Raw genomic sequence first — 24,819 nt, 5'->3', positions numbered from 1 at the left:
TCAACTGCCCGGCTCCGGCGCCGGCGCCGCCCGTCGGCGCCGCCGCCGGGTCACGGCGTACCACACGATCACCACCGCGACCGCGACCCCGAAGACCAGCAGCCCGATGCTGGTGGAGTCGCGGTCCCCCTTCACGATCCGCCCCGCGCCGTAGGACGCCGGACCGACCGCCAGGACGAACGCGGTCGAGGTGATCAGGTTCCACACGACGAACTGGGAGAACTTCATCTTCGCGGCACCGGAGATCATCGCGGTGGTGACGAACACGGCCAGCCTGCCCCACTTCGCGTAGAGGCGTTCCCCCTCCGTGAGCACCTTCTGCCGCTTTTCCAGCCCCCGCCCGGGGCGGAGCAGGAGGCGCCGGCCCCACCGCGCCCCGATCCCGTAGCCGACGATCCCCCCAGCTTCGCTGCCGAGCACGGACACGACCAGGACGGGGATCAGGTCGAGGTGGCCGTGGGCGGCGAGCACGGCCGCCCCTCCCACCGACACCGTGCCGATGAACGGCACGCCGGCCGACGAGAGCAGCACGAGCACGAACAGCAGGAAGTACGCCCAGAGCCCGAAGCGCTCGCCGGGTGGTGCGGGCGAGTCGGGCCACGAGGCGAACAGCGCGGGAACTGACGTTCGCACCATCGGCACCTCGCACCCGGTGGCGGTTCCTCACCGGCGGGCGGGACGGCCCGCACGCCGCGCGGCCGGGCCGCGTCCGACCACAATGCGCGCCGCGCACGGGCGCCGCCAGCGGAACGCCCGCCGAGCATGGCGGTCCACCGAGCGGGGTACCCGTGCGGCGAACTGACCGCGGCGGCGTGGGGGGAAGCCGTGACTCTGCAAATCCTGCCCCTGGCCATCACGATGATGGCCGGCCCGCAGATCATGTCGGCGATCGTGCTGGTCACCTCGCAGCGAGCGGTGCGTTCCTCGCTGGCGTTCCTGCTGGGCGTGGCGGTGGCCGCGACCGCGGGCGTCGCGGTGGCGCGCGGGCTCGCCGCGCTGCTCGGCAACGCCGTGCACATCGACGGGGAGTCCCATACCGCGAGCGTCGTGGGCAAGGTGGTGCAGATCGTCCTCGTCGGTCTGCTGATCCTGCTTGCGGTCAAGAACTACGTGCAGCGGAGCACGTCCAAGCCGCCGAAGTGGCTCAGCACCCTGCTGACCGCGTCACCGGCGACCGCGTTCAAGACCGGCCTCGTGCTGATCCTGACCATGCCGTCGGACGTGATCATCATGCTGACGGTCGGCACGAACCTGGAGCACCGCGACCTGGGACTGGTCGCGGCCGTGCCGTTCATCGCGCTCACCGTGCTGGTCGCCGCGCTGCCGCTCATCGCCTACCTGCTGTTCCACCGGCGGGCGGTCACCGCCATGCCGAAAGTCCGGGAGTGGATGAACAGCAACAGCTGGCTCATCAACATCGTCGTCTGCGGCATCTTCATCGCACTCGTGCTCTCCGGCGGGTAGCGCCCGGCTAGCTCTCGATGCGGGTGCGGCTGACCCGGTCGGACACCAGGAACGCGCCGGCCCAGCGGGCGTTGGGGTCGCAGTCGACCAGCACCGCCTTGGCCAGCAGGGTCAGCGGGATGGCCAGGATCGCCCCGAGCGCGCCGATGACCCACGTCCAGAACACCAGCGACAGCAGCGTCACCGTCACCGACAGTCCGACCGCGTCACCGACGAAGCGCGGCTGGATGATGCTCTGGATCACGAAGTTCAGCACGCAGTAGACCACCACGACCGTGACCGCCAGCTTCCACCCGCCCTGCAGGAGCGCGAGCAGCGCCGGAGGTATCACGCCGAGGACGAAACCGATGGTGGGGATGTAGTTGGTCACGAACGCCAGCAGCCCCCACAGGATCGGCAGCGGCACACCGAGCAGCAGCAGCGCGATCACGTCCAGCACCGCGACGATCCCGCCGAACACCGTGGAGACCACCAGGTAGCTGCGCGTACCGAGGGTGAACTCGCGCAGCGCCCGGGCCGCTTCGGGATGGCCGTCGGCGACCATGGCCATCCGCGTGCCCACGGCACCGGTCTCGACGCTGATGAACAGCAGCAGCGCCAGCAGGAACACCAGGTTGGTGCCCACACTGGCCACACCGGACAGCAGCGAGCCGACGACGCCGGTCAGCTTGCCGAAGTCGACCTTCCCCGCCGCGTTCTTCACCTGTTCCGGGCCGATGCCGAACCGCGCCAGCTCGTGAGTAAGCCCGGCCAGGAGCGCGTCGGCCCGCGAGGCGTACTGGGGCAGGATCGTGGCCAGGCGGGCGATCGACAGCAGCACCACCACGGCGAAGGTGATCAGCACCGCGTACACCAGCACGACCAGCGCGGCGGTGGCCAGCCAGCGCGGCACGCCCTTGCCGACCAGCCACACCGGCACCGGGTTCGTGGCGATGACGATGACCAGCGCCAGGAAGGTCGGCGCGATCAGCCACGCGGCCGCCCGCATCCCGCCCACGACCACGACGACCGCCGCCATCCCGAGCAGCACGGTCAGCGCTCTCGGGAGCTGGTTGCCGCCCGGCTCGACCGGGTCGGTGGAACCAATCGCCACCCGGTCAACGTAAGAGCTGGAGCGGCAACGCGCGCGGCGTGCGCGCTGGAGCACCGCCGCCCGCGCCGGGTGCACACCCGGTTGCGCTCAAACGGCGGCACTCGTCGCGGAGGTGAATCACCCGCTCGTGCCACCGGAAGAGGCACGGCGCTCCTCCGCCGTGGGAGCATCGCGGGCGCCGGGCGAGCGGTGTCCTGGGGCCTCGACGGTGCGCTCGCGGCGGCCGTAGGCATCCCGCACCGTCGAGGAGGCGTGATGAACTGGCGCCACGAGCTGCTCGGCCAGCTCGACTTCTACTGGGAGCACCACCTGTGGCCCCGGCTCGACGGGCTGACCGACGACGAGTACTTCTGGGAGCCGGTCGAGGGCTGCTGGAGCGTGCGCGAGCAGGACGACGGCACGTTCGTGATCGACTGGGCGTGGCCGGTGCCGGAGCCGCCCCCGATCACCACCATCGCCTGGCGGCTGGCCCACATCGCAGTCCAGGTCTTCGGCATCCGCGCCAGCGCCCACTTCGGTGACGGTTCGCTGACGCTCGCCTCCGCGCGGTGGCCCGGTGATGCGGCCACCGCCCTGGCCATGCTCGAGACGAACTACCGCGCGTGGCGCGAAGGGGTGCTCGGGCTCGATGAGGCGGCGCTCGCCTCGCCGGTCGGCGAAGCGGAAGGGCCGTGGGCGGACCACCCCTACATCACGCTGGTCCTGCACATCACCAGGGAGACCGTGCACCACGGTGCCGAGGTGGCGCTGCTGAGGGACCTGTACCGGGCGGGGCCTGCTCTGCCGTCCTGACGCAAGGGCGCTGGCGGCCACAGCGCCGCTAGCCCCTCCCGCAGTCGTTCACGTCTTGTAATAGCAGGTCCAGGATGTTATGCATGACTCATGCATGAAAGCGGTCGACTGGCGAACCTGCTCGGGGCGGCGGCGCTGGCGGTCAGCGACCGGCTCCTGGCCGGTGCGACGGCCGCGGCAGGCACCAGTGCGAGCGGCGCCGCCGCGCTGGTGGTCCTGGCCGACGCGGCGGGGCTGAGCGTGACCGAGCTGGGGCGCCGCGTCGGGCTGAGCCAGTCGGCGGCCGCCCGCATGGTCGACGCCCTGGAGAAGCACGGCCTGGTGCGCCGCGAGGCCACCTGGGGCAAGGCGGTGGCGGTGCGGCTCACCGACGCCGGGCGGGAGACCGCCGGCGGCCTGCTCGGTGCCCGTGGGAGCGCGCTCGGCGAGGTGGTGGACGCGTTCGACCGTGCGGAGCGCGAGCAGTTGGAGCAGTTGCTCACCAAGCTGCTCGCCGGGCTGTACCACCGCCCCGGCGACGCCGAGCGGCTCTGCCGGCTGTGCGACCGGGGTTCGTGCGTCGCCCGCGGAGCCGTCTGCCCGGTGGGGCGGGCCGACCGGGAGCACCGCGCCCGGGAAGCGCGCGGCGATGGGTGAGGTGCTCGCCCTGCTGTCGGCGCTGTGCTTCGGCAGCACGCACTTCCTCGGCGGGCTGCTCGCGCGCCGGGCCGACAGCGCGGCCGTGGCGTTGGTCGCGCAGGCGGGCGGAACGGTGCTGGTCCTCGGTGCTGCCCCGTGGGTCGCGGCGACCGAGGTGAGCCCGGCGGCGCTGCTGTGGGGCTCGCTTTCCGGGGTCGGCACAGGTGTGGGCGTGGTGTTCCTCTACCGGGCGATGAGCGCCGGTGCCTTCAGCGTCGTGGCGCCGTTGAGCGATGTCGCCGCGGTCGCGCTGCCGGTGCTGGTCGGCGTCGCCCTGCTGGGTGACCGCCCCGAGGCGTTGACGTGGTGCGGGATCGCCGCCGCCGCGCCCGCGCTCTGGCTCGTCTCCCGGTCGGACTCCGATGGCGGAGGTGGCGGCGCGAGCCGGATCGCAGCCGGTGTGCGGGACGCACTGGTCGCGGGCGGTGGCTTCGCCCTGCAGTTCATCGCGTTGGCGCAGGTGGACCCCGCTGCCGGGTTGTGGCCCGTGGTGGCCAGCCGCGCGGCGTCGGTGCTGGCGATCCTGCCGCTGGTGCTGCGCCGTCCGGTGCGGCTGCGGCTGCGGCCCGCCGTCGCCTGCGGCGCCGTGGCGGCCGGCGCGTTGGGGAGCCTGGCCATCGTGCTGTTCACCCTGGCCGCACGCGAGCAGCTGCTCTCGGTCGCGGTCGTGCTCACGGCCCTGTACCCGGCCATCCCGGTGCTGCTGGGGTTGGTCGTGCTCGGTGAGCGGCTGACCCGCGCCCGCCTCGCCGGGCTGCTGTGCGCGGCGTCGGCGGTGGCGCTGATCTCCCTGCCCTGAACAGGCTTCCGGAGCGGGCTCGAACGGTGGCGGGAGAGGACGGCCGATGATCGAGCTCAAGAGCGGGCGAGAGCGCTCGCGGGTGTGAAAGCACTGGTTCCGGGTTGAGGAGGTCCACCGCGCCCCGCAGACTCCGTTCCCAGGGCGCCCCGCGTCGCCAGCACCGCCACGCCCCGGTGCGCCAGGAGGAGGCAGCCGTGTCCGACAGCAGCGAGGGGCTCTTCCAGGTCGTCATCGGCGCTCACGACCTCGGCGTGTTCACCGGCTGCCGGGGACTGGAGTCCGGTCCCGAGTCCGGCGCCATCGTCCTGAGCCGTCCGTGGACCCGCCACGCCGCGGTGGTGTCGGCCTGGATGGACGACGGCGGGAGCGACGAGCCCGGGACCGAGGGCGGCGAGATCACGATGCTCGGACCGGAGCGGGCTCCGCTGGCCTGCTGGACGCTGGAGGACGTCGTCCCAGTGCAGTGGAACGGCGCCGTGGACGGGTCCGGCGACGCGGATTCGGGTCTGGAGACCCTCGAACTCTCGTGCGCCGGACTCTCGAAGGTGATCTGAGCGGCTCAGAACGCGGCGACACCCGTCCGTCCGCAGTGGACGACGAGCGGGATGGCCTTCTGGTGTCTCAGGTGCCCTGCGGCGTTTCCTGGTCCACGCCGGCGAGGACCGTGGTCACGACTCTGCGGAGGGCCTCGGCCTCCGGCGGCCCGCTTTCCCGATCGGCGAACAGCAGGTGCGCGGCGCCGATCAGCGTGGGGGCGAGCGTACCGACGTCGGCGTCCGCCGCGATGCGACCTCGGTCGCGCTCGGCGGTGAGGTAGGACGCCATCGCGGACGTGGCCTCCTTCAGGACCGGGATGCCACCGGCCGGCCTGGTCTGCCGCAGCCGGGCTCGCAGGTCGTCCCGGAAGGTGACCAGACCGACGATCGCAACGGCGACCGACTCGAACACGGACGTCAGCGCGTCGGTGAGGTTGCCGACGATCGTGCCTGTCCCGGCGGCCTCGCGCAGGCTCGCCCCCTGACCCTCGATCCGCCCGATCCGGTCGAGGACGAGCTCGGCGAGGAAGTCGTCGAAGTCGGTGAAGTGCCGGTGCAGCACGCCTTTGGCGCATCCCGCCTCCGCGGTGACGGCGCGGCTGGTGAGCGCGTGCGGCCCGTCCCGGAGCAGGACGCGTTCGGCGGCGTCGAAAAGCTGCTCGCGGGCGTCGCGGATGTGCACCCCTGTCGGCATCGCTCCCGGCTCCTTCCGGAGATCGACGAGTGGGCAGTTGCCCACTAAAGTGGGCGCATGCCCACTTTACCGTCGGACCGCGCCCGCACTCCCGAGGACGAGCCTCATCGGCACCGGGAGGTGGCGGAGTCGTTCGGCACCGATCCCGAACGCTACGACCGGACCCGGCCTCGCTACCCCGAAGCCCTGGTCGCGGCCGTCGTCGGCGCAGCCCCCGGCCCCCGTGTCCTCGACGTCGGCTGCGGCACCGGCATCCAGGCCCGGCAGTTCCAGGCCGCCGGCGGCGAGGTTCTCGGCGTCGAACCCGACGCGCGGATGGCTGACTTCGCGCGCGGCACCGGAGTCGAGGTCGAGGTGGCGGCGTTCGAAGCGTGGGACCCCGCCGGGCGGGAGTTCGACGCGGTCATCGCCGGACAGGCCTGGCACTGGGTCGATCCGGTCGCGGGCGCGGCCAAGGCGGCGGCGGTGTTGCGGCCCGGAGGACTGCTGGCGGCGTTCTGGCAGGTGTTCGACAGCCCGCCGGAGGTCGCGAACGCTTTCGATTCGGCCTGCCGCCGGGTCGGGCCCGACTTGCCGTGGCACCGCACGGCAGGGCCGAAGAAGGCGGTGAACGGCTACCAGGCGCTGTTCACCAAGGCCGCCGAAGGCATCAGGCGGGCAGGCGCGTTCAGCGCACCCGAGCAGTGGAGCTTCGACTGGGAGTGGTCCTGCACCCGGGACGAGTGGCTGGATCTTCTCCCCAGTTTCGGCAGCCTCACCCGGCTCCCGCCGGACCTGGTGGCGCAGGTGCTGGAGGAGGTCGGGGCCGCTGTCGACGCGATCGGCCGCGGCTTCACGATGGACTGCACCGCGGTTGCGGTCACCGCGGAGCGGAACCGCCGAGCCTGAACGGATTCGGCCGTCCGTTGCGGCTCGCGAACCACGGCGGCATCACGGCCTCAGGCCGTGGCGCCGGGAAACCATGCGCTCGACGAAGGTCCGAGGCAGCACGCGGCGCACGGCGAACACGACCGGTGCGTTGCTGCCCACCGCGTAGTGCGGTTTCGGACGCGCCGACTCGACCGCGCGCACGACGGTCGCCGCCACCTTCGAAGCGGGGATCCCGTTGCGCTCGTTGGCATCCAGCGCGGTCGCCATCGCGCGGTACTCGTCGGTGAACGCCGAACCGTCCACGATGTACTGCGTCCGCCGCTGGCTGATCCCGGTGCGGGCCGCCCCCGGTTCGACGGTGGTGACCGCGATCCCGTACGGCGACAGCTCGCGCCGGGCGGCACTCGCGAAGCCCTTGATCGCCGCCTTCGACGCCACGTACGACGACCGGAACGCCAGCGGGAAGCTCGCCGGCATCGAGCCGACCACGACCACGCGGCCACGCCCGCGAGCGCGCATTCCCGGTAGCAGCAACTGCGTCAGCCGCACGGCACCGAACACGTTGAGCTGGAACACCCGCTGGATCGCCGCCGCGGGCAGTTCCTCGAACGGCCCGCTCTGGCTCTCGCCCGCGTTGTTGACCAGCACGTCGACCTCGCCCGCCGCCGCGGCGCACGCCTCGATGGAGGCGTCGTCGGTGAGGTCGAGCGGGAGGTGGTCCACACCCGGCACCGGGTTCTCGACCGCCGCGGGATCGCGGCTGGTGCCGGTCACCCGGTAGCCGCGCTCCACCAGCGCCGCGGCCACCGCCGCACCGATCCCCGACGACGCGCCCGTGACGAGCGCCCTGCGGCTCACGCCAGGTCCTTCGCCAGCGCGCGCCCGGCCGCCCGCCCCGAGAAGATGCACCCGCCGAGGAAGGTGCCCTCCAGCGCGTTGTAGCCGTGCACACCGCCGCCGCCGAACCCGGCGACCTCGCCCGCCGCGTACAGCCCGTCGAAGACCGATCCGTCCGGGCGGACGACCTGCGAGTCGAGGTTCGTCTCCAGGCCGCCGAGGGTCTTGCGGGTGAGCAGGTGCAGCCGCACCGCGATCAGCGGGCCCTGCGCGGGGTCGAGCAGGCGGTGCGGCCGGGCGACCCGGGTGAGCTTGTCCGGCCAGTACGAACGCGCGTTCTTCACCGTCATGAGCTGCAGGTCCTTGGCGTAGGCGTTGCCGACCCCGCGGTCGCGCGCCACCACCTCGCGTCTGACCTGCTTGAGTTCCAGCCCCGGATCGGGGGCGACCGCGTTCATGCCGTCGACCAGCTCGCGCAGCGTCGGGCGCACCACGAAGTCCTCACCGTGGTCGAGGAACGCCTGCACGGGCCCGGGGGCGCCCTTCTTCACCCTCGACAGCACGAGCCTGAGGTCCTTGCCGGTGAGGTCGGGGTTCTGCTCGGAGCCCGACAGCGCGAACTCCTTCTCCACGATGGCGCGGGTCAGCACGAACCAGGTGTGGTCGTGGCCGGTGCCGAGGATGTGGCGCATCGTGGCGAGCGTGTCGTGGCCGGGGAACAGCGGCGCGGGCAGCCGGCGCCCGGTCGCGTCCAGCCACAGCGACGACGGGCCCGGGATGATCCGGATCGCGTGGTCCGGCCAGACCGGGTCCCAGTTCCTGATCCCCTCGGTGTAGTGCCACATGCGGTCGGAGTTGACCACCGAGGCCCCCGCGTCCCGGCTGATCCCCAGCATCCGCCCGTCGACGTGCGCGGGAACTCCGGTGATCATCGACTTCGGCGCCGGCCCCAGCCGGGCGGCGGGCCAGCTTTCGCGCACCAGTGCGGGGTTGCCGCCGATGCCCCCGGAGGTCACGACCACCGCTTGGGCGCGCAGCTCGAACTCCCCGGCGGCCTCCCGCGACGACGCCGCGCCGCGCGGCAGCGACGAGGGCGCGAGCACCGTGCCGCGAACGCCGACCGCCGTACCGTTCTCGACGACGAGCTCGTCGACGCGGTGGCGGTGGCGGAACTCCACCAGTCCGCGCGCGGCCGCGGCGAGCACCGGCTCCCGGAACACCCGCACGACCTCCGGACCGGTGCCCCAGGTGATGTGGAACCGGGGCACCGAGTTGCCGTGCCCGGTCGCGCTGCCCGCGCCGCGTTCGGCCCAGCCGACCATCGGTGTGACCCGCAGCCCGAGGTCGTGCAGGTACCGGCGCTTCTCCCCGGCGGCGAACCCCACGTAGGCCTCGGCCCACCGGCGCGGCCAGCGGTCCTCGCGTTCCCGGTCGAAGCCCGCCGAACCGAGCCAGTCGGCGAGCGCGAGGTCGTAGGAGTCCCGGATGCCCATGCGCCGCTGCTCGGGGCTGTCGACCAGGAACAGACCGCCCAGCGACCAGAAGGCCTGACCGCCGAGGTTGGCCTCGTTCTCCTGGTCCAGCACCAGGACCCGGCGCCCGGCGCGGGCCAGCTCGTAGGTCGCGACCAGGCCGGCCAGGCCCGCTCCCACCACGATCACGTCGGCATGGTCGGTCATCGGTTCTCCTCCGTGGTCGGCTCGCTGTAGGCGTCGAGCACGCGGCGGAACAGCTCCTCGCGCCGCACGCGCACCTCGCGGTCGTCTGGCTCCACCAGGACCTGCACGGTGGTGCCGTCGTGCACGGCCACCAGCGCGTATCCCAGGGCGGTCTCGTCGGTGACGCGGCGTCCGGACCGCCGCAGGGCGCCCGCGACGATCGGCAGGACGGTGTCCTGGATGGACTTCTCCCGCGCGGCCATGACCCGGCGCAGCGGCGGGTTGCGCAACGCGTGCGCGGTGAACTCGGCCGTCACGCGGTACCAGGCGTCGTCGACCGGGATAGCGGCCAGCGCGGTGCGCAGCGCTTCCTCCGGACTCTCTGCGGAGGTGTCGGCGAAGGCGGCGCGCAGGCCGGCGAGCATGCGGTCGGAGCGCTGCTCCCACATCGCGAGGAACAGCTCGTCCAGCGAGGAGAAGTTGGAGTAGAAGGCGCCGCGCGAGTAACCCGCCCGGTCGCAGACCTGCTCGATCGTCGTGCGGCCGAAGCCCTGCTCGGCGAACACATCCAGCGCGGCGTCGAGCAGGCGCTGCCGCGTGCGGGCGCGGCGCGCGGTCACCGGCGCGGGCTCCGCAGCCGCGGGCCCGGCATCGCCGAGAGGGGTCGTCGCCGTCGCCATGTCGCTCACCTCGCTGCGGGAACGTATTCGATACATCGTTGTATCCGCAAGACCCGAGGCCTGGATCGGCGACGCCTGGGTCGAGGTGTTGCCGACGGCCGATGCCGCGCCGGCACGCGTTCCCGTCAGCGCGAGCAGGCCGCGCAAGCAGATCTCCCGGAGTTCGCCGCGCGAGATGTCGAGGTTGTCCAGCCGGTCCAGGGCGCCCGCGCGGGCCATGACGATCCAGCTCCGCACCGCCGCCCGCAGCGCGGCGGTCCGCGCCGATCCCAGTTGCTCGAGGACGTCGAGCACGTGGTCTTCGTGACGTCGTGCGCCCTGGGCGATGATCCGCCGCACCTCCTCGTCGGCCGATGCGGTGCCCGCGTGCAGCGCGCGCATCAGGTCGGCGTCGGTGTCGAACAGGTCGAGGAACATCTCGACCTGGGCGGTGAGCCGCTCCTCCGGTGTGGCGGTGCCGGGCGCGGTCCCGCTTGCCTCGAGCGCGGTCCCCTCCGCGACGCGCTCGCTCGCCCGGCCGACGACGGCGCGGAACAGTTCCCGCTTGGTGGCGAAATAGCGGTACATCAGCCCGCGTGAGACGCCGGCGCGGGCGGCGATCTCCTCGATCTGGACGTCGTCGTAGGGCCGCTCCGCGAAGAGCCGGGCGCCGATGCGCAGGAGTTGGTCGCGGCGGTCGGACGGGTTGAGCCGGGTTCGGGTCATCAGCTCGCCAGCTTAGTGCACATCGGTTCACTAAGGGAGTGCTCGGCAGTCGAGTGACCGCCCTGGAAGTTCCGGCACCGGCGCGGGGAGGATGACCGAGGTCCGCGTCGGCGGATCCGCCCGCGGCGGAGGAGGTTCGACGATGTCCCGAACACGCGAGCACGTCCTCGTCGTGGGAGCCGGCATCGCCGGGCTCTGCGTCGCCCACCAGCTGAACCGCAGGGGCGTGCGGGGCACCGTCAGCGAAGCCGCGCACCCCGATGCCGGGGCTCCGCACGGCAACGCCGGCTGGGTGAACCCGGCGCAGGCCGGCCCGCTGCCGGAGGCCGGTCTCGCCCTGGACGGCCTGCGCAAGCTGCGCAACGCGGACTCGGCACTGCACGTGGCTCCGCGCGCCGTCCCCGCGGAGTCAGGTTGCGGAAGTCGCCCGCGGTGCTCGACATGTTCTTGTCGAACACCCCGCCGGAGTGGCTTTGCCGTGCCCAGTAACCGCTGCGGGTCATGGTGACGACGCAGTCGGTAACCTGCCAGCCGCACAGCCCTTGCGAAAGCGTCTCCCGCACGGTCTCCTCCTCGGCCTTGACGAAGGCCAGTGGCAGCGAGCCCAGCTCGACCGCCAGCCCGAACTCGACGCCGGTGCCCGCCTCCGCGGGATCGACCCGCAGCCCGACAGTCGCCAGGAACGGGTTCGTGTCCTCGCCGATCACCTCGACCGCCGAACCGGTGCCAGCGGGCCGCCCGACGCAGATGGTCGTGGTTTCGCGGAAAGTCACGTCGATGCCGTGCTCGTCGGCCAGCGTCGCCTGGATGACCTGCTTCTGCACTTCTCCGTAGAGCGAGACCGAAAGCTCCCCGCGCGGGCCGTCGTGGCGCAGACCGATCAGCGGGTCCTGTTCGGCCAGCAGGCCGAGCGCGGTGTGCAGGGCGGGGCCGTCCGAGGGACGGCGCGCGAGCACGACCGACTCCAGCGTCGGCGGCGAGAAGTGGTGTTCTCCGGCGGTCGCGCGCGGCACGCCGATCGCGTCCCCGATCCGCACGTCGCCGAGACCGCAAAGCCGTGCGAGGCGGCCCGCGGTCACCGTCCGCCGTCGCACGGCGGACCCGCGGTCGAACACGTGGATCGCGGTCACCTTGTGCTCCTGGCCGCGGATGCGCACCGCCTCCCGCACGCGCACCGTCCCGGAGAACATGCGCACGTGGGCGACCTTGTTCCCGCCCGGTTCGCGCTCGGCCTTGAACACCGTGCCGGACACGGGGCCGTCCGCATTACCGCGGGACGCGGGCAGCAGCTCCGCCAGCCCCGACATGAGGTCCTCGACGCCCGCACCCGTGATCGCCGAGCCGAAGAAGACCGGGTGCACCAGCATCCGCGATGTCTGCGCCGCGAGCTCGCGCCGCAGCCGCGAGTGGGAAACCTCCGGCTTGCCGTCGACGTAGGCGGCCAGCAACGCATCGTCGTGCTCGGCGAGCAGTTCCAGCAGGGCCGCGGCGAAGTTCCGGTTCGAGGGACCGAAGGACGCGTAGCGTGCGGCGGGAGTTCCCAGGTCGATGGGCGTTCCCATCGGAATGCTCCCGCGCGCCACCTTTGCGGTGATGTCGCGCAGCAGGTCTTCGTGCCGCGCCCCCTCGCGGTCGATCTTGTTCACGAACACCAGCGTGGGAATCCGCAGCCGTCGCAGGGTGCGCATGAGCAGTCGCGTCTGCGCCTGCACGCCCTCCACCGCCGAGATCACCAGCACGGCTCCGTCGAGCACGCCGAGCGCGCGTTCCACTTCCGCGATGAAGTCGGGGTGGCCCGGCGTGTCGATCAGGTTGACCGCGACGTCGCCGACGACGAAGGACACCACGGCCGACCTGATGGTGATGCCCCGCTGCCGTTCCAGCGCGGTGGAGTCGGTCCGCGTGCTGCCGTCGTCGACGTTGCCGACCTCGTCGACGACTCCGGCGGAGTGCAGCAGCCGCTCGGTCAGGCTGGTCTTACCGGCGTCGACATGGGCGAGGATTCCGAGGTTCAGGGTGCGCATGCGGCGTCATGTCCTTCTGGTGGGAGGTGGGTTCCTCTCGGGTGGACACGAACGCTGCTCGCATGTGCTTCTCCTCGGTGGACGACTGGTGCGGACGATTCTGCTGCGGACCCCGTAGCACGGCAACAGGTTTTCCGCGGCCGTGCGTGGGACGCGCGGGCCGGTCGTGTTCCGGCCGGCTCGCGCGTCCTCGACAGCCCGGGTCAGTCGATCCGGTCGGCCATCAGCTCTCCGGCCATGATGGTGGCCAGGTTGGTGTTCGCGCGCGGGCACGACGGGAAGATCGACGCGTCGACCACGTGCAGCCCCTCGACGCCCAGCACCCGGCAACGCGGGTCGACCACGGTGTCCGGGGCCGCGGGGTCGCCCATGCGGCAGCTGCTGGTCAGGTGCTGGCCGTCCACCGCCGTGGCGAGCAGGTGGGCGTCCAGCGCCGCGTCGTCGTCGACGACCGCCAGCAGCGCGGCGTTGACCGCGTCCGGTGAGCCGTGGGTGATCGCGGCCGCGTGCGGACCGCGCGCCAGTTCGACCAGCGTCCGCACGCCGGCCCGCATCCGCGAGAGGTCACGCGGGTCGGCGAGCATGCGCTGGTCCAGCACCGGCTGCGCCGCCGGGTCGGCCGACGTCAGGGTCAGCGCTCCCCGGGAATGGGCCTGGTTGAGCCACACCAGGAACGCCCCGGCGCCGAAGCGGACGTCGGCGGTGGCCAGCGACAGCACGTTCTGGTTGCACGCCACCAGCATCATGTCGTCGGGCCGCGCCGCCGGGTCATCGCTGGTGTAGCGAATGCAGACGTTCGTGTAGCGCAAGTCCGGGCTGCGCACCGCCGACTCCGCGTTCAGCGGCAGCCCGGCGAGGATGAGCGGGTGGTCCTGGATGCCGCGGCCTACCGGGAGGTCCTGGCGGACCTCGACACCGAGCGAGCGCAGCTCGCCCGCCGGGCCGATGCCGGAGCGCATCAGGATCGCCGGCGAATGGGCGGCGCCCGCGCACAGCACGACCCGGTCGGCGTGCTCCTCGACGACCGCGCCGCCGGCGATGACCCGCACGCCGACAGCCCGGCTGCCGGCGAACAGGACCTGGTCGGCCAAGGCGTCGCCCCGGATCGTCAGGCCTGCCAGAGTCCGCGCGGGTTCGAGGTAGCCGTCGTTGGTCGACACCCGCCTGCCATCGCGGGAGTTGACGGGATAGGGCGAGATCCCGGTGGCACCGGGGGCGTTGACGTCCGGTTCCCAGCCGTACGCTGCGGCCGTCGCGGCTTCGAACATCGCTACGTCCACCGAGCCCCACTCCGCGCGCGGCGTCCGGTGGATCGGGATCGGCCCTCCGCGCCCGTGGTACGGCTCGTCACCGAACTGCCGGTCGTCCTCCAGCCTGGCGAAGTACGGCAGCACGTCCCGCGGCGACCAGCCGTCGCAGCCGGCTCGCGCCCAGTCCTCGAAGTCCTCCACCGGCGGCCGGATGGCGATCTGGCCGTTCACCGACGAGCTGCCGCCCACGCCACGGCCCTGTGAGTACGGCGCCGGGTCCTGCTTCTCGGTGCGCCGCGTCCACAGCCCCTGCTGGAGCAGTCGAGCGCTGACCGCCGGGTCGAGCAGGGCGCGCAGCGGGTTCGGTGACCGCCAGACCTCGGGCATCGCGGCGGACGGGTAGTCGGGTCCCGCTTCCAGCAGCAGGACCCGTTTGCCCAGCGCGGCCGAACGCGCGGCCAGGGCCGCGCCCGCGGACCCGGCTCCGACCACGATCATGTCCCAACCGTTGTGCACTTGAATCTTCCTTCCGATGACCATCCGGAGATGAGGAATAGGGAGTCGCCATCCCCGTCGAATGCGAGTGGTGCTGTCGGCCGGTCCGGAAGATCCTCGGCATCGACGCGCCGCGCGACCCGCTCGTCCGCGCGGCGCGAGGCGTCCGCCGAGCCCGTGTGGGCGCGCGGCGGTATCAGGCCGCCGGTTCAGAGGAGGGGGCAAGCGCCCCGAGAAGTGGGCAGTTCTGCGAGCGAGGTCGGCGAAGCCGGGTTTTCCGGGTAGGCCGAAGTCGCCCACCGGCGCGGACGCCGGTGGGCTCGCTCAGGACCTGTCGCTGATCGGCGTACCCACGAGCCGGACGTTAGCGGCCGGGGCACGAGCGGGCAAGCCGTTTTCGGAAGCCCGGTACTAGTCCTCAGTGGACGATCAAGCGGCGGCGCGCTTCTGGGAGAACGTGCGCCGGTAGTCGGTCGGGGTGACCCCGACGACGCGGCGGAAGTGGTGGCGCAGCAGCGCGGCGGTGCCGAAGCCGCAGTCGCGGGCGATCTGCTCGATGCCGTGCTGGGTGTCCTCCAGCAGCCGCCGGGCGTAGAGCACGCGCTGGGTCGCCAGCCAGCGGCTCGGCGTGGTGCCGGTCTCGGCGACGAAGCGCCGGGCGAAGGTGCGCTCGGACATGCGCGCCTGCCGCGCCAGGTCGGCCACGGTGTGGTCCTCGGCGAGCCGGTCGCCCATCCAGTCCAGCAGCGGTTGCAGGCTGTCGCCGGGGTGCTCCGGCGTGGGCACGTCGATGAACTGGCGCTGCCCGCCGTCGCGCTGCGGCGGCACCACCATGCGGCGCGCGATCCGGCCGGTGATCCGGGAGCCGAGCTCGCGGCGCACCAGGTGCAGGCACGCGTCGATGCCCGCCGCGGTGCCCGCGCTGGTCACGATGTCGCCGTCGTCGACGTAGAGCACGTCCGGGTCGAGCAGGGCCGCCGGGAACCGGCGCCGGAACGCGTCGGCCTGGTACCAGTGCGTCGTGCAGCGGCGCCCGTCGAGCAGTCCGGCCGCGCCGAGCACGAACGCGCCCGTGCAGACCGAGAGCAGCGTGGCGCCGTCGGCCGCGGCGTCGCGCAGCGCGTCGAGCAGGCGGGGCGGATAGGTGTCGCGCAGGGTGCCCGCGGGCACGGCCACCACGTCGGCACCCCGCAGGCCTTCGAACCCGTGGTCGGGAACGACGCTCATGCCGGTCGTTGTGCGCACGGGCTCTCCGGCGCTTTCGCCGCAGATGCGGAAGTCGAACGGCGGCACGCCGTCACCGGTGCGGTCGACGCCGAAGACCTCGCAGATCACGCCCAGCTCGAAGGGGGCGACACCCTGCATCACGACCGCCGAGACGGATCGCAGCATGCCCCCAACGGTAGCTGGCAGGATTTTGCAGCACAACGGCGTGAGCGCCACTGTTGGCGGGATTTGGTGCCTCGCACACTGAGTGCCATGAGCCGGCCGCCCAGAAATGCTCCTGAAGTGGTCTGCCTAGCGGGGCGGGTGGCGGAACGAGCTGAGGCCCACACCGCAAGCGGCTGACGCCGCTCACGAAACAGAACCCAGAGCCACCAGCACCTCCGAGGGGTGACCGCCATGAACACGCTCACGCCGACCCCGCAGCGCAGGCGGGGCGCCTTCCGCCGCTTCATCGCCACCCAGAACCGGTTGTGGGACCAGTACCACGCGTCGCTGCGGCCGTGGGAGCAGGAAGCCGAGCTGCACTGGGTCCGCAACGTCGTCACCAGGCGCTGGGAGCTGCGCGGGGGCGTGCTGCCGCCCTCGGCGTGACCACCGCCGTGCAGCCCAGCCCGCCGGGTGCCGCGACGCCCGGCGGGCTGTCGCCGTCGCGACCGGGCGGAGTCGCGGCGGGGCTGTGAGGATGTCGGGAAGCAGACGTGGCTCGCCGAGGAGTCGTGCTCGGTGCGGCGGTCCCGGTCCGGCCGAAGGGCCCGGCCGCCACCGGCCGACCACCGGCCGGGCATGAGCGGGAGGTCGCGGGATGTACGAGAACGCCAGCACGCCGGCGAAGCACCCGCTGGAGAGCGTCTACCAGGCCCGCGAGGCGCTCGACCAGGCCGCGAGCGGGCTGAGCACGGCATCGCTGCGGCGGCCCGACTGGCCCGCCTACGGCTCCGCGCTGCTGGGTGTCCTGAGCAGCCTCGACTACTTCACCCGCAGCCTGGTGGACCTGTTCGACGACACCGATCGCGAGCGCCTGTACCGCGACGCCCTGCACGACCACCCGCAGGAGGCGCTGGACCGGGCCGTGGAGCACCTCCGGCACCTGCACCAGGTCCTCAACGCCGCGGCGTCCGACGCCGACAGCTACTGGGCCGAGGCGCAGCACATCCAGGACAGCACCCGTCGCGAGGACGAATCGGGATGAGACCGCCGGCCGCGCGCATGGGAGCGGGCGCTGAGCCGGGTCATGGTGCGGCGGCGGTACCGGGTCCCGGTGGCCAGGCGCGTGGCCGCAGCACGCCCAGCACGTAGGCGCGGGCGACCAGCGCGGTCCGGTTCGGCGAGCCCCAGCGCCGGGACAGCCGTTGCAGGTGGTAGTTGACCCCGTCGGCGGTCATGCCGACCGCCTTGGCCACCTGCGCGGTGGTGCCGCCGCCCGCGACCAGCGCGAGGATCCTGGCCTCGACCGGACTGACCCGGGCGTCACCGCCCTCGGCTTCCGCGGGCTGCTCCACGTCCCCGAGCACGTGCAGGAAGACCAGCAGCGCGGCCTGGGCGTCGGGAGCCTCGCCGACGACGTCGACGACCAGCTCGCCGTGGCGGCGCACACCGTCGGCCGTCGTCCACAGCACCTCGACCGGGTAGCGCGAGCGCCGCCGCAGCCGCACCGCCTCGACGATCGGGTGCAGCTGGGTCGTCTCCCTGGGGCGGAACAGGTCCAGCGCGTTCTGCCCGTGCAGCCGCCCCGGCAGCGTCGCCCACTCGGCCGCCATGGCGGGGTTGGCGAGCAGGAAGACGCCGTCGGTGTCGCACACCGCCATCGGCATCGGCAGGTGGTCGAACAGCAGGACGGCGCGGTTGCGCCACGCGACCGCGGCATCGCCGCCGCGCAGGCCCGGCGCCGTACCGCCGCGCAGGCCCGGCGCGGGACCGCCGCGCTCACTCCGCGCGGACGCACCGGGCTCGCTTCGCCGCGCCCGCTCGGCTCGGTGCCCATCGCTCGTCCACCACCTGCCACGTCGAGGTCCGGGGCGCAAGGCCGCGGCGCCGCAGAGTACTACAGGTTCGTGTAGTGATCGGCCCCTGCGCGCCCCTTCCGGCGCGGAACCGTGGAGGCAGCCGCCGCCGACCGGAGGCGGCGACCGACCACCCGAACCGCGGAAGGCACCGCATGACCCAGACCCCGCTCCACCACGACGACGTCCCCGTCGCCGACGTCTCCGGCACCGGGCTCACCGCCACGCCCACCCAGCAGGCGATGGAGCTGGCCCGGCGGCACGGCCCGGTGTTCCGGCGCCGCACCCGCGAGTTCCAGAGCCTGCTGGTCAGCGACGTCGACCTGGTGGCGGAGCTGTCCGACGAGCAGCGGTTCGCCAAGGCCGTCGGTCCGGCGCTGGAGAACGTGCGGGAGTTCGCCGCCGACGGCCTGTTCACCGCCTACAACGACGAATTCAACTGGGCGAAGGCGCACGACATCCTGATGCCCGCCTTCGCACTGGGATCGATGCGCACCTACCACCCGGTGATGCTGCGGGTGGCCCGGCGGCTGCTGGACTCCTGGGACCGCGCCGCCGCGGCGTCGGCGCCGGTCGACGTGCCCGACGACATGACCCGGATGACGCTGGACACCATCGGCCTGGCCGGCTTCGGTTTCGACTTCGGTTCTTTCGGCCGCGCCGAGCCGCACCCCTTCGTCGGCGCCATGGTGCGGTGCCTGGACTGGAGCATGACCCGGCTGAGCCGGGTGCCGGGAACCGACCACAGCGAGCGCGACGAGGCCTTCCGCGCCGACGCGCGCTACCTGGCCTCGGTGGTCGACGAGGTGATCAACACGCGGGCGGCCGAGGGGGACACCTCGGGGGAGGACCTGCTCGGCCTCATGCTCGGCGCCAGGCACCCCGCCGACGGCACCACGCTGGACGCGGCCAACATCCGCAACCAGATCATCACCTTCCTGATCGCCGGCCACGAGACGACCTCGGGCACCCTGTCGTTCGCCCTGCACTACCTCGCGAAGAACCCGACGGTGCTGCGGCTGGTCCAGCGCGAGGCCGACGAGCTGTGGGGCGACAGCCCGGACCCGGAGCCGTCCTTCGAGGACATCGGGCGGCTGACCTACACCCGGCAGGTCCTCAACGAGACGCTGCGGCTGTGGCCGTCGGCGCCCGCCTTCGGCCGCCAGGCCCGCCACGACACCGTGCTCGGCGGCCGGATCCCGATGCGCGCGGGGGAGGCGGCGGCCGTGCTCATCCCGATGCTGCACCGCAGCCCGGTGCGGGGCGACAACCCGGAGCTGTTCGATCCCGCGCGCTTCGCCCCGGAAGCCGAGGCGGCACGCGGCCCGCACGCCTTCAAGCCGTTCGGCACCGGAGAACGCGCGTGCATCGGACGGCAGTTCGCGCTAGACGAGGCGACCATGGTGCTGGCGATGCTGGCGCACCGCTACCGGCTCGTCGACCACGCCGGCTACCGGTTGAAGGTCAAGGAAACCCTGACGCTCAAGCCGGAGGGGCTGACACTCGCCGTGCGTGCGCGCACCGCCGCAGACCGGGTCACCAACCGGCTCGCGTTGCCGGTAGGACTCCCTTCCGCGGCGCCCGGTGAGCCCGCCGACGCCGCCCGGCGGCCCGGCCGCGTCCTGCCGGGCACGGGACTCCTGCTCCTGCACGGTTCCAACTACGGGACCTGCCGCGATTTCGCGGCTCAGCTCGCCCTGGCGGCCGGAGAGCTCGGCTGCGACACGGCGGTCGCCCCGCTCGACGAGTACGCCGGGAATCTGCCGTCCGACCGGCCCGTGATCGTGGTCGCCGCGTCCTACAACGGCCGGCCGACCGACGACGCGGTGTCGTTCTCGCGGTGGCTCGACGAGGCCGAGCCGGGTGCCGCCGACGGCGTCGACTTCGCCGTGCTCGGCGTCGGCGACCGCAACTGGGCGGCGACCTACCAGCACGTGCCCACGCGCATCGACGCCCGGCTCGCCGAGCTCGGCGGCACCCGGATCCTCGAGCGCGGCGAAGCCGACGCCTCGGGCGACCTGGCCGGTGCGGTGCGCCGGTTCAGCGCGGCGCTGGAGACCGCGCTGCTGGAACGCAGCGGCGATCCCGACGCGGTGGCCGCCGCGCCGGAAGGGGACGGGCCCGCCTACACCGTCTCGGAGGTGACCGGCGGAGCGCTGGACTCGCTCGCCGCACGGCACGGCATGGTCGAGATGACCGTCACCGAGGTCGCCGACCTCACCGCGCCGGACTACCCGCGCACCAAGCGCTTCGTGCGCCTCGCGCTCCCGGAGGGCACCGCCTACCGGACGGCGGACCACCTGGCGGTGCTGCCGGTGCACGACGCCGCGCTCGTCGAACGCGCGGCCGGTGTGCTGGGCGTGGACCTCGACACCGTGCTCGACATCAGGGCGAAGCGTCCCGGGCGGCTCACCTTCGACCGGTCGCTCACGGTCCGCGAGCTGCTGTCCCACCACGTCGAGTTGCAGGACCCGCCGACCCCCGACGGACTCGACGCGCTCGCGGCGCTCAACCCGTGCCCGCCGGAGCGGGCCGCGCTGCGCGGTCTGGCCGAGGAAGCGCGCTCGGGGACGGCGGACCACCGGACGCTGTGGGATCTCATCGAGGACCACCCGGCGTTGCGCGACGCGCTGAGCTGGTCCGCTCTGCTCGAACTGCTGCCTGCGACGAGGCCCCGGCAGTACTCGGTCTCCTCGTCGCCGGCCGTGGACCCCCGGCACGTGGACCTGATGGTGTCCGTGCTGCGCGCACCGGCCCGGTCCGGGCGCGGGGAGTTCCGGGGCGCCGGGTCGCGCCACCTGAGCGAGGTGCGGCCGGGCGACACCGTCCTGGCCCGCGTGCAGCCGTGCCGGGAGGACTTCCGCGTGGCGCCCGATGAGCCGCTGATCATGGTCGCGGCCGGGACCGGCCTCGCTCCCTTCCGCGGCGTCATCGCCGACCGGCGGGAGCGGGTCGCCAACGGCGCCCGGCAGGCTCCGGCGCTGTGCTACTTCGGCTGCGACGCCCCCGACGCCGACTACCTGCACTCGGCGGAGCTGCGGGCGGCCGAGTCGGCGGGCGCGGTGGCGATGCGGCCCGCCTTCAACGAGGCGCCGGTCGGCGGGCAGTGCTTCGTCCAGCACCGCATCGCCGCCGAGGCCGGCGAGGTGTGGGCGCTGCTCGAGTCGGGCGCGCGGGTCCTGGTCTGCGGCGACGGCCGCCACATGGCGCCGGGCGTGCGCGAGGCGTTCCGCGGCATCTACCGCGAGCGCACGCCCGGCGCCGACGACGCCTCCGCGCATGAGTGGCTGCAGGCGATGATCGCCGGAGGCTGCTACGTCGAAGACGTCTACGCGGGCTGATCCCACGACGCACGAGCGACAGGAGCGAAGATGACGACGATGACGCAGGTCGGTGAGCCCCACCAGGACCAGGGCACCGGCGCGACCGAGGACGGCGGCGGCCCGCTCCCTGACGGCGGGCACGCCGGCGAAGTCGAACGCCGCGTCGAGACCGCGCCCGTCGGTCGCCTCCCGGACCGCTTGTATCGAAGTCCGGCGCCGCGGGGGCGAGCGCGAGGTCGGCGCCGAAGGCGAGGGCGCGGTGCCGAGCCGGTCACCATCCCGGCGGAACCAGGTTCAGCTACCAGCTCAACCAGCGGCGCGGCCACTTCGGATCGGCGCCGGAGCACGTCGAGGACCTGGTCCGCCTCGCAGCGACCGGGCGGATCGACCTGGCGCCCTCGGTGAGCGCGCACATCCCGCTCGCCGACGCCGCTGAAGCGGTCGAACGCCTGCAGCGCAGTGGCGGCGACGCGATTCGACTGGTCCTGGTGCCCGGCCACCCGTGAGTCATCCGGGTTGCCGTGGCGACCGGAAGACTCATGGGTTCTTCCCCGCGGCTACACCGTCGCGCGTTCGTCCCCGCCCCGTCGGCGACCGCCGGTCCGCGCCTGCCGGGTCGCCGCGGACCGGCGGCTGAGGGACCATTTCGGCATCCGACCCCCGGTTGAGGGAAGTAGGTGTCCGGCGTGCCCAGCCTTTACGTGGACGGTCGGTGGACAGCCTCCCAGAACGGGCGCGAGCGCGAGGTCATCAACCCGTTCGACGCGAGCGTGCTCACGACCGTCGACGAAGCCGACGAGACCGACGTGGACCGTGCGGTGCGGGCCGCCAGGCGGGCCTTCGACGACGGTGACTGGGCCTTCGGCCCCAGCAAGCGGCGCGCCGAGGTGCTGCGCGCGGTCGCCGGGATGCTCCAGCGAGACAAGGAGGCGATCGCCCGGGCCGAGACGCTCGACACCGGCAAGACGATCGCCGAGGCCCGTATCGACGTCGACGACGTCACCGCGGCGTTCTCCTACTACGCCGACATGACCGGCAAGGACGCCGGCCGCAACGTCGACGCCGGTCCCGACGCGGTCAGCCGGGTGGTCTACGAGCCCGTGGGTGTCTGCTCGCTCATCGCGCCCTGGAACTACCCGCTGCTGCAGGCGTCGTGGAAGGTGGCGCCCGCACTCGCCGCGGGCAACACCTTCGTGCTCAAGCCGAGCGAGATCACCCCGCTCAGCACCATAAGGATGGTCGAGCTGCTGGAGGAGGCGGGTGGCCCGCCGGGCGTGGTCAACCTCGTGCTCGGCGACGGTGCGACCGTGGGCGCGGCGATGGTCTCGCACCCCGAGGTCGATCTGGTCTCCTTCACCGGTGGCCTGCTCACCGGGCGCAAGATCATGGCGAGCGCGGCCGAGGGGGTCAAGAAGGTCGCGCTGGAGCTCGGCGGCAAGAACCCCAACGTCGTCTGCGCCGACGCCGACTTCGAAACCGCGGTCGACTACGCCCTGGCGGCGGCTTTCCTGGACTCCGGCCAGGTGTGCTCGGCGGGATCGCGGCTGATCGTCGCCGACGAGCTGCACGACCGGTTCGTCGCCGAGCTCGCCGACCGCGCCGAGCGCATCCGGGTGGGCGACGGCCTGGATCCGGACAGCGAGACGGGGCCGCTGGTGTCGGCCGAGCACCTGGCGAAGGTGGAGAAGTACGTCGAGATCGCCCGCGGCGAGGGCGCCCGGCTGGTGACCGGCGGCCGCAGGCCGGACGATCCGAAGCTGGCGAGCGGGTTCTTCCTGCTGCCCACGGTCTTCGCCGACTGCGAGCGCGGCATGCGCGTCGTGCAGGAGGAGGTGTTCGGGCCCGTCGTCACCGTCGAGCGGTTCCGCACCGAGGACGAGGCCGTGGAGCTGGCCAACGACACGCGCTACGGGCTCACCGGGGCGGTGTGGACCAACGACGCGAGCCGGGCGCAGCGGATGGCGAACCGGCTGCGCCACGGCACGATCTGGATCAACGACTTCCACCCCTACCTGCCGCAGGCGGAGTGGGGCGGGTTCGGACAGTCCGGCGTGGGGCGCGAGCTCGGACCGTCCGGACTGGACGAGTACCGGGAGGCCAAGCACATCTACCAGAACATCAGACCGGAGCCGATGCGCTGGTTCCGCGGCTGAACGGAGGTCGGCGGTGGCGGTCGAGGCGAGCTACGACTACGTGATCATCGGTGGGGGGACCGCGGGGTGCGTGCTCGCCGCGCGGCTCAGCGCCGACCCGGACCGCACGGTCTGCGTCGTCGAGGGCGGTCCGAGCGACGTCGGCGACGAGCGCGTGCTGAACCTGCGCAACTGGATCAACCTGCTGGAGTCCGATCTGGACTACGGCTACACCACGGTCGACCAGCCGCGCGGCAACTCCCACATCGTGCACTCCAGGGCTCGCGTGCTGGGCGGCTGCTCGTCGCACAACACGCTGATCAGCTTCAAGCCCTTCCCGCAGGACTGGGACGACTGGGGCCGGGTCGGCTGGAACGCCGAGACGATGGAGCCCTACTGGGAGCGGCTGCGCAACAACATCGTCCCGGTCGCCGAGAAGGACCGGAACCCCATCGCGAGCGACTTCGTCGCCGCGGCGTCGAGTGCGTTGGGGGTGCCGGTCGTCGAGGACTTCAACGCGCGGCCCTTCCACGACGGCGCGGGTTTCTTCTCGGTCGCCTACGACCCGGAGACCGGTCGGCGCTCGTCGGCGTCCGTGGCCTACCTGCACCCGGTGCTCGACGACCGCCCGAACCTCGAGCTGCTGCTGGAGACCTGGGCTTACCGGCTGCTGGTGCGCGGCGGGCGGGCGCAGGGCGTGGAGGTGCGTCACGCCGACGGCTCCACGGCGACGGTGATGGCCGACCGCGAGGTGCTGGTGTGCGCGGGTGCCGTCGACTCGCCCCGGCTGCTGATGCTCTCCGGTCTCGGACCGGCCGACGAACTGCGCAAACTCGGCATCGAGGTGGTCGCGGACCTGCCGGGGGTCGGCGAGAACCTGCTCGACCACCCGGAGTCGGTGATCGTGTGGGAGACCGACGGCCCGCTGCCGCCGAACTCGGTGATGGACTCCGACGCCGGGCTGTTCGTGCGCCGCGACACCTCCGACCCGCGGCCGGACCTGATGTTCCACTTCTACCAGATCCCGTTCACGGTCAACACCGAACGCCTCGGCTATCCGGCCGTCGAGCACGGCGTGTGCATGACACCGAACGTGCCGCGCGCCCGCAGCACCGGCCGGCTGTGGCTGCGCAGCGCCGATCCCGACGAGAAACCCGCGCTCGACTTCGGCTACTTCACCGACCCCGACAGCCACGACGAGCTCACCATCGTCGAGGGCCTGCGGATCGCGCGCGAGGTCGCCGCCACCGAGCCGCTGCGCTCGTGGCTGGTGCGCGAGGTCGCCCCGGGGCCGCAGGTCACCGGAGGCGAGGAGCTCTCGGAGTACGGCCGCCACGCCGCGCACACCGTCTACCACCCGGCGGGCACCTGCGCGATGGGGCCGGCGCGGGCCCGGGAGGCGGTGGTCGACCCGAACCTGAACGTGCGCGGGATCGAGGGCCTGCGGGTCGTCGACGCGTCGGTCTTCCCGCGGCTGCCCACGATCAACCCGATGGTCGCCGTGCTGATGGTCGCCGAACGAGCCGTCGACCTGATCACGACCTGACAGCCGGGAGGTA

At 72.8% G+C, this 24,819-nt stretch carries 21 protein-coding genes and 1 pseudogene; 12 read left to right on the top strand and 10 right to left on the bottom strand.

Features of this window, described 5'->3' with window-relative positions; all coding sequences use genetic code 11:
* On the bottom strand, positions 1–636 hold the full coding sequence (locus SACE_RS20485; protein ID WP_011874280.1) for a DedA family protein: 636 nt from the start codon (positions 634–636) through the stop codon (positions 1–3).
* Positions 637–825: 189 nt separating this feature from the next.
* On the opposite strand from SACE_RS20485, the gene SACE_RS20480 reads away from it, so the two are divergent.
* Positions 826–1,464 carry a GAP family protein gene (locus SACE_RS20480; protein WP_011874279.1) on the top strand — a complete coding sequence of 213 codons (639 nt, stop codon included), beginning with the start codon at positions 826–828 and terminating at the stop codon, positions 1,462–1,464.
* A gap of 7 nt (positions 1,465–1,471) precedes the next feature.
* Here the strand turns inward: SACE_RS20480 and SACE_RS20475 are convergent, their stop codons facing one another.
* A complete protein-coding gene (locus tag SACE_RS20475) occupies positions 1,472–2,557 on the bottom strand; it encodes an AI-2E family transporter (RefSeq protein ID WP_009949123.1) in 1,086 nt (361 codons plus the stop codon).
* 255 nt (positions 2,558–2,812) lie between these two features.
* Here SACE_RS20475 and SACE_RS20470 point away from each other — a divergent pair, with 255 nt between their 5' ends.
* The 4 genes from SACE_RS20470 (at position 2,813) to SACE_RS20455 (ending at position 5,383) form a co-directional block, all read left to right on the top strand.
* Positions 2,813–3,349: a DinB family protein gene (locus SACE_RS20470; RefSeq protein WP_009949124.1), complete on the top strand. Its 537-nt coding sequence runs from the start codon at positions 2,813–2,815 to the stop codon at positions 3,347–3,349.
* 90 nt (positions 3,350–3,439) lie between these two features.
* Positions 3,440–3,985, top strand: coding sequence for a MarR family winged helix-turn-helix transcriptional regulator (locus SACE_RS20465; protein WP_009949125.1), 546 nt, complete (start codon positions 3,440–3,442; stop codon positions 3,983–3,985).
* Positions 3,978–4,826: an EamA family transporter gene (locus SACE_RS20460; protein WP_009949127.1), complete on the top strand. Its 849-nt coding sequence runs from the start codon at positions 3,978–3,980 to the stop codon at positions 4,824–4,826. The genes SACE_RS20465 and SACE_RS20460 overlap by 8 nt, the downstream gene beginning before the upstream one ends.
* A 197-nt stretch (positions 4,827–5,023) precedes the next feature.
* On the top strand, positions 5,024–5,383 hold the full coding sequence (locus SACE_RS20455) for a hypothetical protein (protein ID WP_009949128.1): 360 nt from the start codon (positions 5,024–5,026) through the stop codon (positions 5,381–5,383).
* Positions 5,384–5,450: 67 nt separating this feature from the next.
* On the opposite strand, the gene SACE_RS20450 is transcribed toward SACE_RS20455, so the two are convergent.
* A complete protein-coding gene (locus SACE_RS20450; RefSeq protein WP_011874278.1) occupies positions 5,451–6,059 on the bottom strand; it encodes a TetR/AcrR family transcriptional regulator in 609 nt (202 codons plus the stop codon).
* A gap of 120 nt (positions 6,060–6,179) precedes the next feature.
* Between SACE_RS20450 and SACE_RS20445 the strand changes: the two genes are divergently transcribed.
* Entirely contained in the window at positions 6,180–6,947 is a 768-nt protein-coding gene (locus tag SACE_RS20445) for a class I SAM-dependent methyltransferase (RefSeq protein ID WP_009949131.1), read from the top strand.
* Positions 6,948–6,989: 42 nt separating this feature from the next.
* Here the strand turns inward: SACE_RS20445 and SACE_RS20440 are convergent, their stop codons facing one another.
* Genes SACE_RS20440 through SACE_RS20430 form a run of 3 tightly spaced genes read right to left on the bottom strand, consistent with a single transcriptional unit; the run spans position 6,990 to position 10,809 of the window.
* The gene (locus tag SACE_RS20440; protein WP_009949132.1) at positions 6,990–7,787 is read right to left on the bottom strand and encodes an SDR family NAD(P)-dependent oxidoreductase; all 798 of its coding nucleotides are present in this window, start codon (positions 7,785–7,787) and stop codon (positions 6,990–6,992) included.
* Complete coding sequence (locus tag SACE_RS20435; RefSeq protein WP_009949133.1) at positions 7,784–9,445, bottom strand: FAD-binding dehydrogenase; 1,662 nt, start codon at positions 9,443–9,445, stop codon at positions 7,784–7,786. The genes SACE_RS20440 and SACE_RS20435 overlap by 4 nt, the downstream gene beginning before the upstream one ends.
* Positions 9,442–10,809, bottom strand: a complete 1,368-nt coding sequence (locus SACE_RS20430) for a TetR/AcrR family transcriptional regulator (RefSeq protein ID WP_009949134.1) — start codon at positions 10,807–10,809, stop codon at positions 9,442–9,444. Before SACE_RS20430 ends, SACE_RS20435 begins: the two co-directional genes overlap by 4 nt.
* A 91-nt stretch (positions 10,810–10,900) precedes the next feature.
* On the opposite strand from SACE_RS20430, the pseudogene SACE_RS40215 reads away from it, so the two are divergent.
* Positions 10,901–11,119 (top strand): annotated as a pseudogene (locus SACE_RS40215) (FAD-dependent oxidoreductase); the annotation flags it as partial.
* On the opposite strand, the gene SACE_RS20425 reads toward SACE_RS40215, so the two are convergent.
* The 3 genes from SACE_RS20425 to SACE_RS20415 all read right to left on the bottom strand — a co-directional run bounded on the left by SACE_RS20425 (position 11,049) and on the right by SACE_RS20415 (position 15,970).
* Positions 11,049–12,833 carry an elongation factor G gene (locus SACE_RS20425; protein WP_009949137.1) on the bottom strand — a complete coding sequence of 595 codons (1,785 nt, stop codon included), beginning with the start codon at positions 12,831–12,833 and terminating at the stop codon, positions 11,049–11,051. The pseudogene SACE_RS40215 and the gene SACE_RS20425 sit on opposite strands and share 71 nt — an antisense overlap.
* Before the next feature lie 203 nt (positions 12,834–13,036).
* Complete coding sequence (locus tag SACE_RS20420; protein WP_009949139.1) at positions 13,037–14,599, bottom strand: GMC family oxidoreductase; 1,563 nt, start codon at positions 14,597–14,599, stop codon at positions 13,037–13,039.
* A 408-nt stretch (positions 14,600–15,007) separates the two neighbouring features.
* A complete protein-coding gene (locus SACE_RS20415) occupies positions 15,008–15,970 on the bottom strand; it encodes a GlxA family transcriptional regulator (protein WP_009949140.1) in 963 nt (320 codons plus the stop codon).
* A 231-nt stretch (positions 15,971–16,201) separates the two neighbouring features.
* On the opposite strand from SACE_RS20415, the gene SACE_RS20410 reads away from it, so the two are divergent.
* Positions 16,202–16,396: a hypothetical protein gene (locus SACE_RS20410; protein ID WP_009949141.1), complete on the top strand. Its 195-nt coding sequence runs from the start codon at positions 16,202–16,204 to the stop codon at positions 16,394–16,396.
* Positions 16,397–16,607: 211 nt separating this feature from the next.
* Complete coding sequence (locus SACE_RS20405) at positions 16,608–16,994, top strand: hypothetical protein (RefSeq protein ID WP_009949143.1); 387 nt, start codon at positions 16,608–16,610, stop codon at positions 16,992–16,994.
* Positions 16,995–17,034: 40 nt separating this feature from the next.
* Here SACE_RS20405 and SACE_RS20400 read toward each other — a convergent pair whose 3' ends face one another.
* Positions 17,035–17,826: a helix-turn-helix transcriptional regulator gene (locus SACE_RS20400; protein ID WP_011874275.1), complete on the bottom strand. Its 792-nt coding sequence runs from the start codon at positions 17,824–17,826 to the stop codon at positions 17,035–17,037.
* Between the two features lie 134 nt (positions 17,827–17,960).
* On the opposite strand from SACE_RS20400, the gene SACE_RS20395 reads away from it, so the two are divergent.
* The 3 genes from SACE_RS20395 to SACE_RS20385 all read left to right on the top strand — a co-directional run bounded on the left by SACE_RS20395 (position 17,961) and on the right by SACE_RS20385 (position 24,806).
* Positions 17,961–21,146, top strand: coding sequence for a bifunctional cytochrome P450/NADPH--P450 reductase (locus tag SACE_RS20395; protein ID WP_009946717.1), 3,186 nt, complete (start codon positions 17,961–17,963; stop codon positions 21,144–21,146).
* A gap of 668 nt (positions 21,147–21,814) precedes the next feature.
* Positions 21,815–23,281: an aldehyde dehydrogenase family protein gene (locus SACE_RS20390; protein WP_011874274.1), complete on the top strand. Its 1,467-nt coding sequence runs from the start codon at positions 21,815–21,817 to the stop codon at positions 23,279–23,281.
* A 13-nt stretch (positions 23,282–23,294) separates the two neighbouring features.
* Complete coding sequence (locus SACE_RS20385) at positions 23,295–24,806, top strand: GMC family oxidoreductase (protein WP_009946720.1); 1,512 nt, start codon at positions 23,295–23,297, stop codon at positions 24,804–24,806.
* Positions 24,807–24,819: the final 13 nt, after the last annotated feature.

The organism is Saccharopolyspora erythraea NRRL 2338 (assembly GCF_000062885.1).
Lineage (GTDB): Bacteria > Actinomycetota > Actinomycetes > Mycobacteriales > Pseudonocardiaceae > Saccharopolyspora_D > Saccharopolyspora_D erythraea.
The sequence above is the reverse complement of the archived record's forward strand: the minus strand, read 5'-3'. Positions and strand labels throughout refer to the sequence as shown.

Excerpts from the sequence above, each read along its gene's own strand:
- SACE_RS20415 (WP_009949140.1), bottom strand. The coding sequence starts at position 15,970 with ATGCTGCGATCCGTCTCGGCGGTCGTGATGCAGGGTGTCGCCCCCTTC.
- SACE_RS20395 (WP_009946717.1), top strand. The coding sequence starts at position 17,961 with ATGACCCAGACCCCGCTCCACCACGACGACGTCCCCGTCGCCGACGTC.
- SACE_RS20485 (WP_011874280.1), bottom strand. The coding sequence starts at position 636 with ATGGTGCGAACGTCAGTTCCCGCGCTGTTCGCCTCGTGGCCCGACTCG.
- SACE_RS20470 (WP_009949124.1), top strand. The coding sequence starts at position 2,813 with ATGAACTGGCGCCACGAGCTGCTCGGCCAGCTCGACTTCTACTGGGAG.
- SACE_RS20430 (WP_009949134.1), bottom strand. The coding sequence starts at position 10,809 with ATGACCCGAACCCGGCTCAACCCGTCCGACCGCCGCGACCAACTCCTG.
- SACE_RS20460 (WP_009949127.1), top strand. The coding sequence starts at position 3,978 with ATGGGTGAGGTGCTCGCCCTGCTGTCGGCGCTGTGCTTCGGCAGCACG.
- SACE_RS20465 (WP_009949125.1), top strand. The coding sequence starts at position 3,440 with ATGCATGAAAGCGGTCGACTGGCGAACCTGCTCGGGGCGGCGGCGCTG.
- SACE_RS20425 (WP_009949137.1), bottom strand. The coding sequence starts at position 12,833 with ATGCGCACCCTGAACCTCGGAATCCTCGCCCATGTCGACGCCGGTAAG.
- SACE_RS20450 (WP_011874278.1), bottom strand. The coding sequence starts at position 6,059 with ATGCCGACAGGGGTGCACATCCGCGACGCCCGCGAGCAGCTTTTCGAC.
- SACE_RS20405 (WP_009949143.1), top strand. The coding sequence starts at position 16,608 with ATGTACGAGAACGCCAGCACGCCGGCGAAGCACCCGCTGGAGAGCGTC.
- SACE_RS20410 (WP_009949141.1), top strand. The coding sequence starts at position 16,202 with ATGAACACGCTCACGCCGACCCCGCAGCGCAGGCGGGGCGCCTTCCGC.
- SACE_RS20435 (WP_009949133.1), bottom strand. The coding sequence starts at position 9,445 with ATGACCGACCATGCCGACGTGATCGTGGTGGGAGCGGGCCTGGCCGGC.